This window comes from Streptomyces sp. NPDC091209 (assembly GCF_044757755.1).
Taxonomy (GTDB): domain Bacteria; phylum Actinomycetota; class Actinomycetes; order Streptomycetales; family Streptomycetaceae; genus Streptomyces.
In genome coordinates, this window is sequence record NZ_JBIVVR010000005.1 from 11,053 (window position 1) to 25,946 (window position 14,894).

At 70.3% G+C, this 14,894-nt stretch carries 11 protein-coding genes and 1 pseudogene; 5 read left to right on the top strand and 7 right to left on the bottom strand.

What is annotated here, in order from left to right; all coding sequences use genetic code 11:
- The first annotated feature begins 176 nt into the window (after positions 1–176).
- Positions 177–3,062, top strand: a complete 2,886-nt coding sequence (gcvP, locus tag ACIQRL_RS15650; protein WP_401331765.1) for an aminomethyl-transferring glycine dehydrogenase — start codon at positions 177–179, stop codon at positions 3,060–3,062.
- A 135-nt stretch (positions 3,063–3,197) separates the two neighbouring features.
- Here the strand turns inward: gcvP and ACIQRL_RS15655 are convergent, their stop codons facing one another.
- Positions 3,198–3,404 carry a DUF5999 family protein gene (locus tag ACIQRL_RS15655; RefSeq protein WP_328556777.1) on the bottom strand — a complete coding sequence of 69 codons (207 nt, stop codon included), beginning with the start codon at positions 3,402–3,404 and terminating at the stop codon, positions 3,198–3,200.
- A 389-nt stretch (positions 3,405–3,793) separates the two neighbouring features.
- Positions 3,794–4,378 (bottom strand): hypothetical protein, encoded by a 585-nt coding sequence (locus tag ACIQRL_RS15660; protein ID WP_401331766.1) that lies wholly within the window; start codon positions 4,376–4,378, stop codon positions 3,794–3,796.
- A gap of 540 nt (positions 4,379–4,918) precedes the next feature.
- Between ACIQRL_RS15660 and ACIQRL_RS15665 the strand changes: the two genes are divergently transcribed.
- Positions 4,919–6,436, top strand: coding sequence for a glutamate--cysteine ligase (locus ACIQRL_RS15665; RefSeq protein WP_401331767.1), 1,518 nt, complete (start codon positions 4,919–4,921; stop codon positions 6,434–6,436).
- A 265-nt stretch (positions 6,437–6,701) separates the two neighbouring features.
- Here ACIQRL_RS15665 and ACIQRL_RS15670 read toward each other — a convergent pair whose 3' ends face one another.
- Positions 6,702–8,471 carry a VWA domain-containing protein gene (locus ACIQRL_RS15670; protein WP_401331768.1) on the bottom strand — a complete coding sequence of 590 codons (1,770 nt, stop codon included), beginning with the start codon at positions 8,469–8,471 and terminating at the stop codon, positions 6,702–6,704.
- 184 nt (positions 8,472–8,655) lie between these two features.
- Here ACIQRL_RS15670 and ACIQRL_RS15675 point away from each other — a divergent pair, with 184 nt between their 5' ends.
- A complete protein-coding gene (locus ACIQRL_RS15675; protein WP_401331769.1) occupies positions 8,656–9,456 on the top strand; it encodes a CPBP family intramembrane glutamic endopeptidase in 801 nt (266 codons plus the stop codon).
- Between the two features lie 167 nt (positions 9,457–9,623).
- Here the strand turns inward: ACIQRL_RS15675 and ACIQRL_RS15680 are convergent, their stop codons facing one another.
- Positions 9,624–10,433: a PhzF family phenazine biosynthesis protein gene (locus tag ACIQRL_RS15680; protein WP_401331770.1), complete on the bottom strand. Its 810-nt coding sequence runs from the start codon at positions 10,431–10,433 to the stop codon at positions 9,624–9,626.
- Between the two features lie 547 nt (positions 10,434–10,980).
- Complete coding sequence (locus ACIQRL_RS15685; protein WP_401331771.1) at positions 10,981–11,919, bottom strand: alpha/beta fold hydrolase; 939 nt, start codon at positions 11,917–11,919, stop codon at positions 10,981–10,983.
- Positions 11,920–12,003: 84 nt separating this feature from the next.
- Here ACIQRL_RS15685 and ACIQRL_RS15690 point away from each other — a divergent pair, with 84 nt between their 5' ends.
- Entirely contained in the window at positions 12,004–12,594 is a 591-nt protein-coding gene (locus tag ACIQRL_RS15690) for a TetR/AcrR family transcriptional regulator (RefSeq protein WP_401331772.1), read from the top strand.
- A 196-nt stretch (positions 12,595–12,790) separates the two neighbouring features.
- Here the strand turns inward: ACIQRL_RS15690 and ACIQRL_RS15695 are convergent.
- A pseudogene (locus ACIQRL_RS15695) lies at positions 12,791–13,279 on the bottom strand (DUF4158 domain-containing protein); the annotation flags it as partial.
- A 135-nt stretch (positions 13,280–13,414) separates the two neighbouring features.
- On the opposite strand from ACIQRL_RS15695, the gene ACIQRL_RS15700 reads away from it, so the two are divergent.
- A complete protein-coding gene (locus ACIQRL_RS15700; RefSeq protein ID WP_401331773.1) occupies positions 13,415–14,068 on the top strand; it encodes a PadR family transcriptional regulator in 654 nt (217 codons plus the stop codon).
- 108 nt (positions 14,069–14,176) lie between these two features.
- Here ACIQRL_RS15700 and ACIQRL_RS15705 read toward each other — a convergent pair whose 3' ends face one another.
- Entirely contained in the window at positions 14,177–14,605 is a 429-nt protein-coding gene (locus tag ACIQRL_RS15705) for an SRPBCC family protein (RefSeq protein ID WP_401331774.1), read from the bottom strand.
- Positions 14,606–14,894: the final 289 nt, after the last annotated feature.

Consider the following 14,894-nt stretch of genomic DNA (forward strand, 5'->3'; position numbering starts at 1 on the left):
TCACTCTGGAAAGCAGGGCGGGTGCTGTTGGCCTCCGCTCTCACCGACGGTGAAAGCCGGATCGTCCATGGACGATCCGGTGAAACTCTCAGGTTGAGATGACAGAGGGGGAGGCCGTCGGGGTACCCGTGCCGGGGTGCCCCTCGAAGGTCGCGTCAGACCAGGAGGCCTCCGCCATGACCGCCCCTCGCATTCCGCTTTCCGAGCTCGAACAGGGCATCCCCTTCGAGCAGCGCCACATCGGGCCCGACTCCGAAGCCCGGGCCAAGATGCTCGCGCAGGTCGGATACGGCTCGCTCGACGAGCTGACGGCCGCCGCGGTGCCGGACGTGATCAAGAATGCCGAGGCCCTGAAGCTGCCGGCCGCGCGCACCGAGGCCGAGGTACTGGCCGAGCTCCGCTCCCTCGCGGACCGCAACGAGGTGCTCGGCTCGATGATCGGCCTCGGTTACTACGGCACCTTCACGCCGCCGGTGATCCTGCGCAACGTCATGGAGAACCCGGCCTGGTACACCGCGTACACGCCGTACCAGCCGGAGATCTCGCAGGGCCGTCTCGAGGCGCTGCTGAACTTCCAGACCGTCGTCGCCGAGCTGACCGGACTGCCGACCTCCGGCGCGTCCCTCCTCGACGAGGGCACCGCCGCCGCCGAGGCGATGGCGCTGTCCCGCCGCATGGGCAAGAACAAGAAGGGCCTCTTCCTGGTCGACGCGGACGCGCTGCCGCAGACCATCGCCGTCATAGAGACCCGCGCCGAGCCGACCGGCGTCGAGATCGTCGTCGCCGACCTCGCCGACGGCATCCCGGCCGACCTCGCCGGGCGCGAGATCAACGGCGTGCTGATCCAGTACCCGGGCGCCTCCGGTGCCGTACGCGACATCAAGCCGATCGTCGAGCAGGCGCACGAGCTGGGCGCGGTCGTCACCGTCGCGGCCGATCTGCTCGCCCTGACCTTGCTCACCTCGCCCGGCGAGCTCGACGCGGACATCGCGGTCGGTACGACGCAGCGCTTCGGTGTGCCGATGGGCTTCGGCGGACCGCACGCCGGTTACATGGCGGTCCGCGAGAAGTTCGCGCGCAGCCTCCCCGGCCGGCTGGTCGGTGTCTCCGTGGACGCCGACGGGAACAAGGCGTACCGCCTCGCCCTGCAGACGCGTGAGCAGCACATCCGTCGTGAGAAGGCGACCAGCAACATCTGTACGGCTCAGGTGCTGCTCGCCGTGATGGCCGGCATGTACGCCGTCTACCACGGTCCCGACGGCCTGCGGACCATCGCACGGCGTACCCACCGCTACGCCACGGTCCTGGCCGCCGGGCTCACCGCCGGCGGTGTCGAGCTCGTGCACGGCGCGTACTTCGACACCCTCACCGTGCGGGTCCCGGGCCGGGCCGCCGAGATCGTCGCCGCCGCCCGCGACCACGGCGTCAACCTCCACCCCGTCGACGCCGACCACGTGTCGATCTCGTGCGACGAGACGACCACGCGCGAGCAGCTGGCCGCCGTGTGGACCGCCTTCGGCGTCGAGGGCGACATCGAGGCGCTGGACGCGAGCGCCGAGGACACCCTGCCGGCCGCGCTGCTGCGCACCGACGAGTACCTCACGCACCCCGTCTTCCACCAGCACCGCTCCGAGACCGCGATGCTGCGCTACCTGCGCAAGCTCTCCGACCGCGACTACGCGCTCGACCGCGGCATGATCCCGCTGGGCTCCTGCACGATGAAGCTCAACGCGACCACCGAGATGGAGCCGGTCACCTGGCCCGAGTTCGGGCAGATGCACCCCTTCGCGCCCGCCGAGCAGGCGCGGGGCTATCTGACGCTCATCCACGAGCTGGAGGACCAGCTCGCCGAGGTCACCGGCTACGACAAGGTGTCGCTCCAGCCCAACGCCGGTTCGCAGGGCGAGCTGGCCGGTCTGCTGGCCGTGCGCGGCTACCACCGCGCCAACGGCGACGACCAGCGCACCGTCTGCCTCATCCCGTCCTCCGCGCACGGCACCAACGCCGCCAGCGCCGTGATGGCCGGCATGAAGGTCGTCGTCGTGAAGACCGCGGACGACGGCGAGATCGACGTCCAGGACCTCAGTGCCAAGATCGAGCAGTACCGCGACGAACTGTCGGTGCTGATGATCACGTACCCCTCGACGCACGGTGTGTTCGAGGAGCACGTCGCCGACATCTGCGCCCAGGTGCACGAGGCCGGCGGCCAGGTCTACGTCGACGGCGCCAACCTCAACGCCCTGGTGGGCCTCGCCAAGCCGGGCCACTTCGGCGGCGACGTCTCGCACCTCAACCTGCACAAGACCTTCTGCATCCCGCACGGCGGCGGCGGTCCGGGCGTCGGCCCGGTCGGTGTGCGCGCGCACCTGGCGCCGTACCTGCCGAACCACCCGCTCCAGCCCGAGGCCGGTCCCGAGACCGGTGTCGGCCCGATCTCGGCCGCTCCCTGGGGCTCCGCGGGCATCCTGCCCATCTCCTGGTCGTACGTCCGGCTGATGGGCGGCGAGGGCCTCAAGCGCGCCACGCAGGTGGCCGTGCTCTCCGCGAACTACATCGCCAAGCGCCTGGAGCCGCACTACCCGGTGCTGTACACCGGTCCCGCCGGCCTGGTCGCGCACGAGTGCATCATCGACCTGCGCCCGCTCACCAAGGCGACCGGCGTGAGCGTCGACGACATCGCGAAGCGCCTCATCGACTACGGCTTCCACGCGCCGACCATGTCGTTCCCGGTGGCCGGCACGCTGATGATCGAGCCGACCGAGTCCGAGGACCTGGGAGAGCTCGACCGGTTCTGCGACGCGATGATCGCGATCCGCGCGGAGATCGAGAAGGTCGGCTCCGGCGAGTGGGCGGTGGACGACAACCCGCTGCGCGGGGCGCCGCACACGGCCGCCGCGCTCGGCGGCGACTGGGAGCACCCGTACAGCCGCGAGGAGGCCGTCTTCCCGGCCGGTGTCTCGCCCGCCGACAAGTACTGGCCGCCGGTGCGCCGCATCGACCAGGCGTACGGCGACCGGAACCTCGTCTGCTCCTGCCCGCCGCTGGACGCCTACGAGGACTGATCAGCGCTCGGCACGTGGACGGCTACGGGGAGTGATCACCCTCGGTCATGCGTCGGGGCCGGTTCGGAGAGTACGTCTCCGGGCCGGCCCCTCGTGTGTCTGGGCGGCCGGTCAGGGCCGCCCGGGTGGTGCGGCTCAGGCGGCCGTCATCACCTGCGCGCCGCCCAGCGGGCGGTGCGGCGCGATGATCTGGCCGTCGGGCAGGAGCTCACCGGTGTCCTCGAAGAGCAGAACGCCGTTGCACAGCAGGCTCCATCCCTGCTCCGGGTGGTGCGCCGCGAGGCGGGCGGACTCCCGGTCGGCTGATTCGGCTGAAGGACACGGTGGCTGGTGCTGGCACATGGATGGGATCTTTCGCTGGGTCGAGGTGTGAGTGATGGCTGTGGTGTCTGTCTTGCGGCTTGAGGTACTCATGGCCGCCCCCCGTTGATGTGTGGTCTGACCCCAGTGTTGCCCCACGGGCGCCAATCCGCAGGGATTTGGGGGCACCGCTTCTCACAGGTTGATGACGCATCACCCCTGCGGAGGGTTCACCCCAACTGCGTTGCCTTTTCGGGTGGTTCGAGGTGGCCGAATAGGGCTAGTCAGGTCCGGCGCGGAGCGCGTTTCCCCTCGTACGAGCGCTGTGGAGCCCTAACGAGCGATCGGTCCTCCGGGTGCGTGACAGCGCCGTGCCCCGCGGCCGGGGGCACGGCTGCGGGGCACGGACAAGGGTGCAGGAGCGCGGCGGCTCAGGCGGGCGAGCTGAGGAGCGGTGCCGGGGTGACCCGGTGGGTGAGAACGGGCAGCAGTTCGGCGACGCGGTACGGCCGGTGCGCGGCGATGCCGGGTGGGGCCGGTGCGAGCGGGACCAGAAGGTCGGTGGCGGCCGGATGGCCGGCGGCACCGTCCGCCGTGCAGTCGCCGTGCAGCCAGAGGGTCAGCATGTACAGCTCGGGCACGGACAACAGGCGTGCTTGGTAGGGCTGTTGCATGGTCTCGGCCTGCCGTACGGCGCTTTCCGTCGCGGCGATGTAGGGGCCCTCGAAGAAGCGCGAGAAGGCCCAGCCGTCCGCGGTCAGCACGGTGTCGGCCGCGGCCACCGCACGGTCGCCGCAACGGATCAGGAAACGCCACCCGGCGAGCCGGGTGGCGGAGGCGCCCGCGGGAGTGATGCGATCCAGGACGTGGACGGGCAGCGGGAGTTCGGGGGTGGCGGGTCCCTGTGCCAGGCGCAGGGACGGGGTGCGGGCTTCGCGGACAGCGGTGGGGGAACCGAGTGCCGTGAGAACGGTGCGCAGGGCGGGCGCGGGAGCCGGGGGTACGTGCAACGGCATGGTGGGTCGCCTCTCATTCGACAGGCACAGTGGCGCGAGGGCGGGGGCGGACGGCGCTGTCAGCTCTCGGGTCAGAGGGGCGAGGGGTCTGGATCCGCCGACAGGGTGTCGCCTGCCGCCGTCACCGTGACGACAGGACCTAGGACCGCGAGCGCCAACTCTCTGCCTCGGTAGCGGAGTTTATACGACGCGTGTTCAGGCGGTGTTTCGTCTAGTCGTCCCGAATACGAAGAGCAAGGCGCTATTCGGTCGATGAAAAGAGGGATTCATCCCGGTTCTGAGCGGTCGAACCGCGGTGACCTCGGAATACTCCGCCGTAGCGGTCGGCCGATTCTCGTCGGCGTTTTTCACGAGATCATGTCGGGCGGTAAACTTGCTTTTTGCTCCATGCCCGGTGAATGTGCCCGGGGCCGATGTCCAGGGTAGCGGTCGAAGAGCGCCCGCGGGACGTTATGGATCGCGTTGCCTGGGCATCATCCACCGTGACCCGGGACGCCAGGGCCGGAGCGTCGGCCTGCCCATCCGAGGAGGGACACTTCGATGGGGGAGAAGGTCGTGGCAGGGACAATCGGCCTGTCCGATCGGCAGCGCTACCGCGACAAGCTCCGGCAGTGTCTGACGGGGCTGGAGCGACTGCTGGAGGAGAAGCGGTTCGACCGCCCGAAGAACCTGATGGGCCTGGAGATCGAATTGAATCTCGCGGGACCCGACGGCTTGCCCAGAATGATGAATGCGCAAGTGCTCGAACGGATTGCGAGCCGCGATTTCCAAACAGAACTCGCCATGTTCAATCTGGAAGTCAACATAGCCCCACACCGATTGGGCGGACGGGTATTCGACCGGCTCGCCGAGGAGATCCGCACCTCGCTCGCGTACGCCCATCGGAAAGCCGGCGAGGTCGACGCCGGAATCGTGATGATCGGCATTCTGCCGACACTCGGCCGGGACGATCTGGTGTCCGCGAACCTCTCGGACGTCGACCGCTACACGCTGCTCAACGATCAGATCGTGGCCGCGCGCGGAGAGGATTTCGAACTCGACATCGACGGTGTGGAGCGCTTGGTCTGCAGGTCGGGATCCATCGCGCCCGAAGCCGCCTGCACCTCAGTGCAGTTGCACCTTCAGGTCACGCCGGACCGGTTCGCGGATGTGTGGAACGCGGCGCAGGCGGTCGTGGCCCCGCAGATCGCGGTCGGGGCCAACTCGCCGTTCCTGTTCGGGCACGAGCTCTGGCGGGAGTCGAGGCCCCCGCTCTTCCAGCAGTCGACCGACACACGGCCCCCGGAGCTGCAGGCACAGGGAGTCCGGCCGCGCACCTGGTTCGGCGAACGGTGGATCTCCTCGGCGTACGACCTCTTCGAGGAGAACCTGCGGTTCTTCCCGCCCCTGCTGCCCATCTGCGACGAGGAGGATCCGCTCGGAGTCCTGGACGCCGGGGGTGTGCCCAAACTCGCCGAACTGGTGCTGCACAACGGCACGGTGTACCGCTGGAACAGGCCGGTCTACGGCATCGCCGACGGCGTCCCTCATCTGCGTGTCGAGAACCGGGTGCTGCCCGCGGGCCCGACCGTCACCGACGTCATCGCCAACGCCGCTTTCTACTACGGGCTGATCCGCGCGCTCGCCGAGGAGTCGCGTCCGGTGTGGACGCGGCTGTCCTTCGAGGCGGCCGCCGCCAACTTCGACGCGGCGTGCCGGTACGGCATCGACGCGCGCCTGGAGTGGCCGCGGCGCGGCCGTTACGGCGGGACCGCGCAGGTGGACGCCGCGAACCTGGTCCGCGACGAGCTGCTGCCGCTCGCCGCCGCGGGACTGGACGCCTGGGGTGTCGAGCCGGCCGACCGGGACTTCTACCTGGGCGTGATCGAGGACCGGTGCCGACTGCGCTTCAACGGCGCGACCTGGCAGACGGCGACCTTCCACCGGGCCCTGGAGAAGGGCTTCGGCCGCGACGCCGCACTGGCCGCGACGACGCGGCGCTACGGCGAGCTGATGCATCTCGGAGAGCCGGTGCACACCTGGCCGGTGGGACTCCCGGAGCCGGTTCCGTTGGGGTGACGCGGGGCGTCGTGCCGGGGACGGCGCGGGGGCGCCCGGGGTGCCCGGGGACGGAACCGGGTCAGCGTCCTGTGGTGGCCGGTGCGTGCCGAACATCTGTCATGTCGGCTTGAGCGCCCCTCTCTTGACGCCGACCGGACGGATCCCGCCGGTGGGCCGTGGGCGTGCGGCCGGTCGGGCCACGGACGCGGGAGTGGTGTGCCGGGTGGGCGCGGCTGCGGGTGCCGGTGCGACCGGGCAGGGGCCGGTACCGGCCGGGTGGCCGTCAGTTCGGGTTGCCCGCGCCCGCTGCCGTGATCGCCTTGAGCATCGCCGCGTGGATCTGTGAGGGCTCGTTGACCCGCTCGCCGGAGCCGCCGGTCGCCCGGGCGATCTGGTCGACCTCCCGTCGGTCGCTGTCGGGGCCCACGGCGATGGCGATCAGCGGCACCGGGCGTTCCGGGTCGGCCAGTTTCTGCAGCTCGGCGACGAGATCGGACCGGGAGATGCTGCCGGGGTCCTTGTTGACCCCGTCCGTGAGGATGACCAGCGCGTTGAACCGGCCCTTGGCGTAGGAGGCGACGGCCGCCTTGTAAGCGGCGAGTGTGGTGTCGTACAGACCGGTCTCCCCGTGCGGGACCGGCTTCAGGGAGCGGAAGGCCGCGGACAGCCGGTCGCGCTGGGTGCCGGATCCCTTCGTGTCGCCGAGGCGCTCGGTCGGCACCAGGACGCGGTAGTCCTTGCGGCCGTCGAGCTTCGTGGAGAACTTCCACAGCCCGATCTCGTCCTCGGGGGTGAAGGTGGCGAGCGCCTGGATCAGGGACTCCTTGGTGACATCCATGCGGGACCGGTCGCTGCCCGGCAGCGGCTCGCCCATGGAGGAGGAGGCGTCGACGACCGTGGTGATCCGGGCGCTCTCCACCGTGATCGTCCACATGCCGAGGGCCTCCTGGAGCGACTCCTTGGAGGAAGGGGCCGTCACCACGCGCGCGTACGGCTGCGGGAACCTCCCGCCGGCCTCGGTGACCAGCGCGTCCGAAGGGTTGTCCGCGTCCGTACGGAAGCCGAACATCCGCAGGAACTGCCGGGGTGCCGCCTCACCGAGCAACATCATGAACCGCAGGGCCGCACGGCTCTCGTCCGTACCCAGCCGCGGCTCGTCGACCAGCGTGTACGGGTAGTCGAGCAGCGGCGTGCCGTCCTTGGGGTAGAAGAGGTCGAGGTCGTCACCGCTGCCCGCCGAGGTGTTGTGGGCGAACGCCGCCTGCTCGGAGAGGATCAGCGCCTGATTGCGCCCGGGACTGCCGTGTCCGGAGCCGGAGACGTCGCGGGGCAGGGTGTCCAGGAGCTGGGTGTCGCTGTCGGACGTGCGCCGCGAGAGCGCCTTGGCCATCGTGGCCGCCTGGACGTCACCGCCCTTGACCCGGGAGGCGGACTCGTTGATCCGGGTGAGCGCGAGCAGGCCCGTCGAGCTGCGGGCGGGGTCGACCGTGCCCAGCCCGATCCGCTTGGCCCGCAGAGCCGACCCGGCCAACTCGTTCCAGGTGTACGTCTTCACGGGCCAGCCCAGCGTTCTGGCGGCCGCCGGGACCATGGCGACGCCGACGGGTGTGGAGGCGACGTTGCCCAGGCTGTCGACCTGTGTGGCGGCGCTGATCTCGGTGACGCGCTCCACCCACGCGTCCGAGTCCGGCACCCACACCTGCACGTCGGACTTCTTGCCCGACCGGAGCGCGGCGGCGACCTGGTACGACGCGCGAGCGGTCACGCTGACATCGAGGCAGCGGCCGTCGGAGGTGATCTTCTTCGCGCGGGCGTCCTCGGCGGCGGCCCTGAGCGCGGGCGCGATGTCCGGTGAGGCGGCCACCTCGATGTGCACGGCGTCGTCCTGGCAGGAGCCCGCCAAGGAGAACAGGCCTCCACGGACGGCCGCGGCCGTGCCTCCGGCGACGGTGAGGACGAGTGCCGTCGCGAGGGCCACATTGCGGCGGCGCGCACGGATCCGGGGGTCGGCGGAGCCCGCCCGTGGCGCGTCGGGCAAGCTGTGACGTCCCATGACGGTGAGGTCCTCCCAGGTGAGCCCGAGCCGTGAGACAGCCGTGGAACAGGCAAAGGGGGAAGTACGCCCCGTAGGGCGCCCGCCCCCCGACGGCCTGTCGCGCACGATCTTCGCAACTTCTTTCGAGACCCTAGCGGGGCGACGACGGGGATGCGGCGGGATTACCCAACTGGAGGCGGGAGTGCAGGTGGAGGCGGGATCGGTGGCCGATTCCTTTCCGGAGGAGAGGCTGACACGACGGATTCTCCGGGACGAGACGCTGCTCGTCCTGGCGCTGTCGCTCGGCGCGAGCGGAGTGTCCGCGCTGATCAGTTTTGTCGGATCGGTCACGAAACCGGGCGGCCTCAAGGACCAGGCGGCCACCCTGAACGCCTCGGCGGCGCCGGGCCGGCCCTGGCTCGATCTGGCCTGGCAGCTCTTCGGTATCGCGTCCGCCCTGGTGCCGGTCGCGCTCGTCGCGCACTTGCTGATCCGCGAGGGCCAGGGGATGCGCGTGATCGGATTCGACCGTACGCGCCCCTGGCCGGACCTCGGCCGCGGTGCCCTGGTCGCGGCGGTGATCGGCAGTACGGGAATCGCCTTCTATCTGGCGGCGCGTGGGTTCGGCGCCAACCTCACGGTGGTGCCCGAGGCGTTGCCGGACGTGTGGTGGAAGTTCCCGGTGCTGATCCTCTCGGCCGTGCAGAACGCCGTGCTGGAGGAGGTCATCGTCGTCGGGTATCTGCTGCGCCGGCTGGGGCAGTTGGGCTGGACGCCGGGGACCGCGCTGATGGCGAGTGCGGTGCTGCGCGGTTCGTACCACCTCTACCAGGGCATCGGCGGCTTCGTCGGCAACATGGTGATGGGCGTCGTCTTCGTCTACCTGTACCGGCGTTGGGGCCGGGTCGGGCCGCTCGTGGTCGCGCATTCGCTGCTCGACATCGGGGCCTTCGTGGGCTACGCGCTGCTCGCGGGGAAGGTGGGATGGCTCCCGACGGCGTGAGCGGCGGCGCCCGCGACGACTGAATGGCGCGGACCGGCTTCGAAGGGGCGTACGGCCAGCTCGTACGCCCCTTTCGCGTGCCGTCGGGAGAGCCGTGTGCCGTCGGACGAGACCTGTGTACTGTCGCGCGCGTCCCACGGGCTGCTACGGGAGCGCCGTGGGCTGTTTCACGTGAGCAGCTCGCCCTCGATGACCGTGACCGCGTGCCCCGACAGAAGGGTGCGGCCGCCGCGTACCTCGGTGCGGACCAGGCCGGAGCGCGGGGAGGCTTGCAGGCCGGTGAGCGCGGGGCGGTCGAGGCGCTCGGACCAGAACGGGGCGAGGGCCGTGTGGGCGCTCCCGGTGACCGGGTCCTCGTCGATGCCGACGTTCGGGAAGAAGCAGCGCGAGACGAAGTCGTAGCCCCGGGAGGGGTCTTCGGCGCGGGCGGTCGCGATGATGCCGCGCTCGGAGTAGCGGGCGAGCGCCCTGTGGTCAGGGGCGAGAGCGCGGACGGTCTTCTCGTCGGCGAGCTCGACCAGCAGGTCACCGGTGTTCGGGCCGGTGTCGAGGGTGCGGAGCGGCTCGGCGCCCAGGGCCTCGGCGACACCGTCGGGGGTCTCGACCGGTGTGAGCGGCGGGGTCGGGAAGTCCAGGGTGATCGAGCCGTCGGCGTCGGGAGTGGCGATGAGGACACCGCTGCGCGTGGCGAAGCGGACCGGGCCCCGGTGGGCGCCGGTGGTGTGCAGGACGTGCGCTGCCGCGAGCGTCGCGTGTCCGCACAGGGCGACCTCGACGGCGGGGGTGAACCAGCGCAGCGCCCAGTCCGCCTCGCCGCCTTCGGCAAGACGGTGGGTGAACGCCGTCTCCGCGTGGTTGACCTCCAAGGCCACGCTCTGGAGCCAGGCATCGTCCGGGAAGGAGTCGAGGAGGAGGACCCCTGCCGGGTTGCCGGCGAAGGGGCGGTCGGTGAAGGCGTCGACGACACGAATGCGCATGCCACGAAGCTAGCGGTCCCCGGGAGCCACGGGCCAAGGCCAATCCGGGGGGTCTGGCCCTTTGTCGGCGCGGCGGAGGGGCCGCGCGCCACGGGCGCCACCTCCGTCTCCCGCTGTATCCGGAGGCACGGGCGATACGGGCTGCGCTGCGGGACGGTGGGACGGTGGGCGGATCGACAGGGAGGGGGGTGACCTGTGCCGGCGATCGTTGCCCGATTGCCCGATTGCCCGATGGCCTGCGGGCAGTGGCAAAAGCCGCTCGATCGCCGCAAGGACGCCTGGACTCGCGACTGGTGCTCGCGCAAGTGTCACCGGCTGTCCCGCAGCCGGCCTGAGCAGCCGGAACAGGACACAGCCGAGCGGTCTCTCACGGCCTGAGACGCGGCGTCCCCGGCCATCGGCCGGGGACGCCGCATTCATTGGTACGGATGGCTCGCGCCCCACCGACGGCGCACGCATCGCCGTCGATTCCCGGCACGCGGGAGGCGCCGCGACGTGAATGAGCGGGGGCGCAAGACAGACATGGCGAAACTCCGCCACGCATGTGTCAGCCGTGCGGCACGCCTGCCACCGGTTTGCCACCGAGGAAGTCCTCCAGGATCTCGGTGAACCGCGCCGGCTGCTCCTCGGCCGCGTAATGGCCGCAATCGTCGATGACCACCCCGGTGACATCGTCGGCCGCCAGCCGCATCGTCTCGGCGACCATCGCGCCGCTGTACCGCGCGCCGCCGATGGCGAGCACCGGCAGCGTCAGCCGGGTCTTCTTGCGCTGCTCGTTCTGCGCGATCGTCTCGTCCAGCGCCCGGTAGTACGCGAAGCTCGCCCGCAGCCCGCGAGGATCCGCGACGATCGCATCGACGTAGACGTCGACGGCGTACGCGGGGATCGCGTCCGGGGTGGCTGCCTTCTTGGCGAACTGGTAGCCGAAGAAGAGCCGCTCCCGCCCCCGGACCAGCTCCTCGTTGAGGTCGGTGAGCCGGTTGAAGCCGAAGTGCCAGAGCCGCTGGTTGACCGCGGCCGGGCTGAAGACCGACGGGGTCGGCGTGAGACCGGGGATGATGGCGTCGACGACGGCGAGCCGGCCCACCCGCTCGGGGTGATCGGCAGCGAGGGCGTATCCGGTCCACATGCCGATGTCGTGGCCGACCACGTCGAACCGGTCGTGCCCGAGCGCGGCCATCAGAGCGACCAGATCGGCGGCCAGCGTGCCGGCGTCGTAACCGTCGTCGGGCTTGTCGGAGAGCCCGGCCCCGCGCGAGTCGACGGCGACGACGGTGTGCTCGCGGGCGAGCGCGGGCATCACCTCCCGCCAGGCGTACCAGGTCTGCGGCCACCCGCCGACCAGCAGCAGCGGCGGGCCGTCCCCGCCGGTGACCGCGTGCAGCCGCAGCCCGTTCAGCTCCACGAGCCGGCTGGTGAAGACGTCGGTGAACCCGTCGGGCAGCCGCAGCGAACTCAAGCTTGTCGTGCCGTCGGCCGTACTCATGATGGAACGATCGGTGCAACTTGTCATGTGGGCGACCATACGCATGTTGAATCGGTCGGTGCAAGATGTGTAGGCTGACGAACCATGGCGGGCCGCAAGCAATTCGACGTGAACGAGGCGCTACGACGCGCGATGCACGTCTTCTGGCGCTGGGGCTATTCGGAGGCCTCGATCGACCGCCTGACCGAGGGCACGGGCCTGGGCCGGAGCTCGCTCTACGGCACCTTCGGCGACAAGAGCACCCTCTTCCGGAAAAGCCTCCAACGGTACGCGCAGACCTACCACCCGCTGTACGACCAGGCACTGTCCGGCCCCCACCCGAGCCCGAGCGCCGTTGTGGCCGCCTACCTGCAGGTCACCCTGAACCGCATCGCCGACCCGACGGTCCCGGATGGCTGCCTGCTCACGGTGTCGGCAACGCAGTTCCCGGCCCTCGACGCGGAGGGCCAGGCGATGGTCCGCGCCATGATCGACGGTTTGCGAGGGATGCTGGAGCAGGCGTTGCTGGCGGCGGGGGCCGATGAGCGCGAGGCTGCAGAGCTGGCGTTGTGCACGCTGGCGACGAACAAATCCCTGGCGGTGCTGAGCCGCGCCGGCTTCTCGAGCGAAGACCTGGCAACCGTCGCCGCAGCCGCCGCCCGTATCCCCGGGAGACCACATCCACTACCTGAATAGTGCGATGGGACACCCAATCCACTACCTGAATAGTGCGATGGACACCCAGGGCCCCGGCAAAGTCGTCAGATGATGCCGAGCAGAGCCAGTGGGCGGGTGCTGTCGCGGGCGTAGTGGCGGTTGGCGGCGGCGATGTCGGTGACGCCGGTGATGCGGAGTGCGCCGATGGCGGCGTTGCCGGCGAGTATTCGCAGGCCGGCCGGAACAACAGCTTCGGGGAATCGTGCTCCATTGCCCGCGCGAACAGGAACTCATCGAGGTCCTTCCACTCGCCCCGATCCAGTACCCGCCAGCCGCCGTACGCGACCACCTCCCGCGGATGATCGGTGCGCGTCCGCTCCCTCTCGCCGTACCCGCGCAGCTCACCCATCGGCACGCCGAGCCGCAGCGACAGCCGGCCCACCGCAGCCGACGGCGCGCCGCTCACCTCGTCCGGCACGAACCCCAACCAGGACAGCGTGCGTAACTGCATCGCCGCGCCGAGCACGTTACGACCGGTCCGGAACTTGCGCGGCAACGCCTCGTCCGGCCCGGCCGACGTGAAGTGACGGATCAACTCCGAGCGCCCGACTTCCGGGAACGTACGCAGCCGAACCAGCTCATCCTCGGAAAAGACGTCCCGAGTCGCGACCCACCCGCCGCCTCCGCATCGACGACCGCGAACGGACGCGACGCTACGGCCAATCGATCACCGATCGCCGATCACCGATCACTGGCACAGGTCGACCGGGTCGCCCCCTTGAAGGGGGTTGTCATGCGAACGCTTCCGATATATCGTTGACGCATCGCGACCGATCAACGATGGAATGGAGTGATTGCGATGCGTTCCCGTGGAGAAGACTTCGGATACGAGCACGAACACGGACATGGACACCACGGCGGACCCGGCCATCGAGGTCGGGGCGGCTTCGAGGGGCTGCGGGGGGCTTTCGGGCCCTTCGGGCCGGGTGGTCCCGGCGGCCCCGGCTTCGGTGGACCCGGCTTCGGCCCGGGTCCCTGGGGCGGGCGCGGCGGCCGGGGTGGACCGCGCGGGCGGGCGCGGCGCGGCGACGTACGCGCGTCGATCCTCGCCCTGCTCAAGGACCGGCCCATGCACGGTTACGAGATGATCCAGGAGATCGCCGAGCGCAGCGGCGGGGCATGGAAGCCCAGCCCGGGTTCGGTCTACCCCACCCTTCAACTGCTGGAGGACGAAGGCCTGATCACCAGCGAGGCCGAGGGCGGCAAGAAGCTGTTCTCGCTCACCGAGTCCGGTCGCAGCGCGGCCGACGAGGGTCCCGACGCGCCGTGGGAAGAGGCCGGGCGCGGGGTCGACTGGGAGTCGCTGCAGGAGATCCGGCAGGCCGGCTTCGGTCTCATGGAGGCCTTCGGCCAGGTCTGGAAGACCGGCAGCAAGGGCCAGCGCGACAAGGCGCTGGCGGTCATCAACGAAGCCCGCAAGAAGCTGTACCTGATCCTCGCCGACGAGGACTGACGGCGTGCTGTGGTATCTGCCGGCGCCTCGCGGAAGTGTTTCCGCGGGGCGCCTTTCCGCATACGGAGCGCCGGGCGCCGCCTCGTGCGACGCGGGGACGTGCGGGACTCAGGCCACCAGCCCGGCCAGCTTGCGCAACGACTCGTCGAGGGCCGCCGTCGCCGAGTCCTTGAGCTTGCCGGCCATCAGCGAGACGGCCGCACCCGTGAACTCACCGTCGATGCGCACCGACGTGGCGTCGCCGTCGGGGGTGAGCGTGTAGCGCGTGGTGACGTTCACCGACATCGGGCCCTTGCCGCGTATGGCCAGGGTCCGTCCGGGCTCCAGTTCCTCGATGGTCCAGGTGACCTCGGCCGGGAAGCCCATGAGCTTCATGTTCTCCGCGAAGGTGCCGCCCACTTCGAGCTTCTCCGGGCCGCCCTTTGGGAAGTTGGTGTGCGTGGCGTTCCACTCGCCGTATGCGGACCAGTCCGTGAGCTGGGCCCAGATCTTCTCGGCGGGCGCCTCGATACGTGCTTCCGCGCTGACTTCGGCCATGCGACCACCCCTTCGTGTCGGGCGCTGCGCCCGGCGCAGCTACGGTGTCGCGGAACGTAGCCCCAGGCTCTGGAACATTCAATACTGATGAACCGTCAGGAATTGTGGAGGGGGGCGGCGGGTCGCGTGCCGGGATGCCCGGAGGGTCGGCCGTGCGCCGAGGTCCGGCGGGCGGGCTCCGGTGCGGCCCGGCCGGCCGAGGGGGCGCGAAGGAAGGCGGCGCGCGCCTCGGGGGGAAATCGGCGCGAAGTCATCCGTAAGGAGGAGAACCGCACAGGAATGCCCACCC

What these genes read in the sequence shown, in the direction of transcription:
- ACIQRL_RS15700 (WP_401331773.1), top strand. Translation starts at nt 13,415, where the DNA reads ATGCGTTCCCGTGGAGAAGACTTCGGATACGAGCACGAACACGGACAT.
- ACIQRL_RS15665 (WP_401331767.1), top strand. Translation starts at nt 4,919, where the DNA reads ATGGGGGAGAAGGTCGTGGCAGGGACAATCGGCCTGTCCGATCGGCAG.
- ACIQRL_RS15690 (WP_401331772.1), top strand. Translation starts at nt 12,004, where the DNA reads ATGGCGGGCCGCAAGCAATTCGACGTGAACGAGGCGCTACGACGCGCG.
- ACIQRL_RS15705 (WP_401331774.1), bottom strand. Translation starts at nt 14,605, where the DNA reads ATGGCCGAAGTCAGCGCGGAAGCACGTATCGAGGCGCCCGCCGAGAAG.
- ACIQRL_RS15680 (WP_401331770.1), bottom strand. Translation starts at nt 10,433, where the DNA reads ATGCGCATTCGTGTCGTCGACGCCTTCACCGACCGCCCCTTCGCCGGC.
- ACIQRL_RS15660 (WP_401331766.1), bottom strand. Translation starts at nt 4,378, where the DNA reads ATGCCGTTGCACGTACCCCCGGCTCCCGCGCCCGCCCTGCGCACCGTT.
- ACIQRL_RS15685 (WP_401331771.1), bottom strand. Translation starts at nt 11,919, where the DNA reads ATGAGTACGGCCGACGGCACGACAAGCTTGAGTTCGCTGCGGCTGCCC.
- ACIQRL_RS15670 (WP_401331768.1), bottom strand. Translation starts at nt 8,471, where the DNA reads ATGGGACGTCACAGCTTGCCCGACGCGCCACGGGCGGGCTCCGCCGAC.
- ACIQRL_RS15655 (WP_328556777.1), bottom strand. Translation starts at nt 3,404, where the DNA reads ATGTGCCAGCACCAGCCACCGTGTCCTTCAGCCGAATCAGCCGACCGG.
- gcvP (WP_401331765.1), top strand. Translation starts at nt 177, where the DNA reads ATGACCGCCCCTCGCATTCCGCTTTCCGAGCTCGAACAGGGCATCCCC.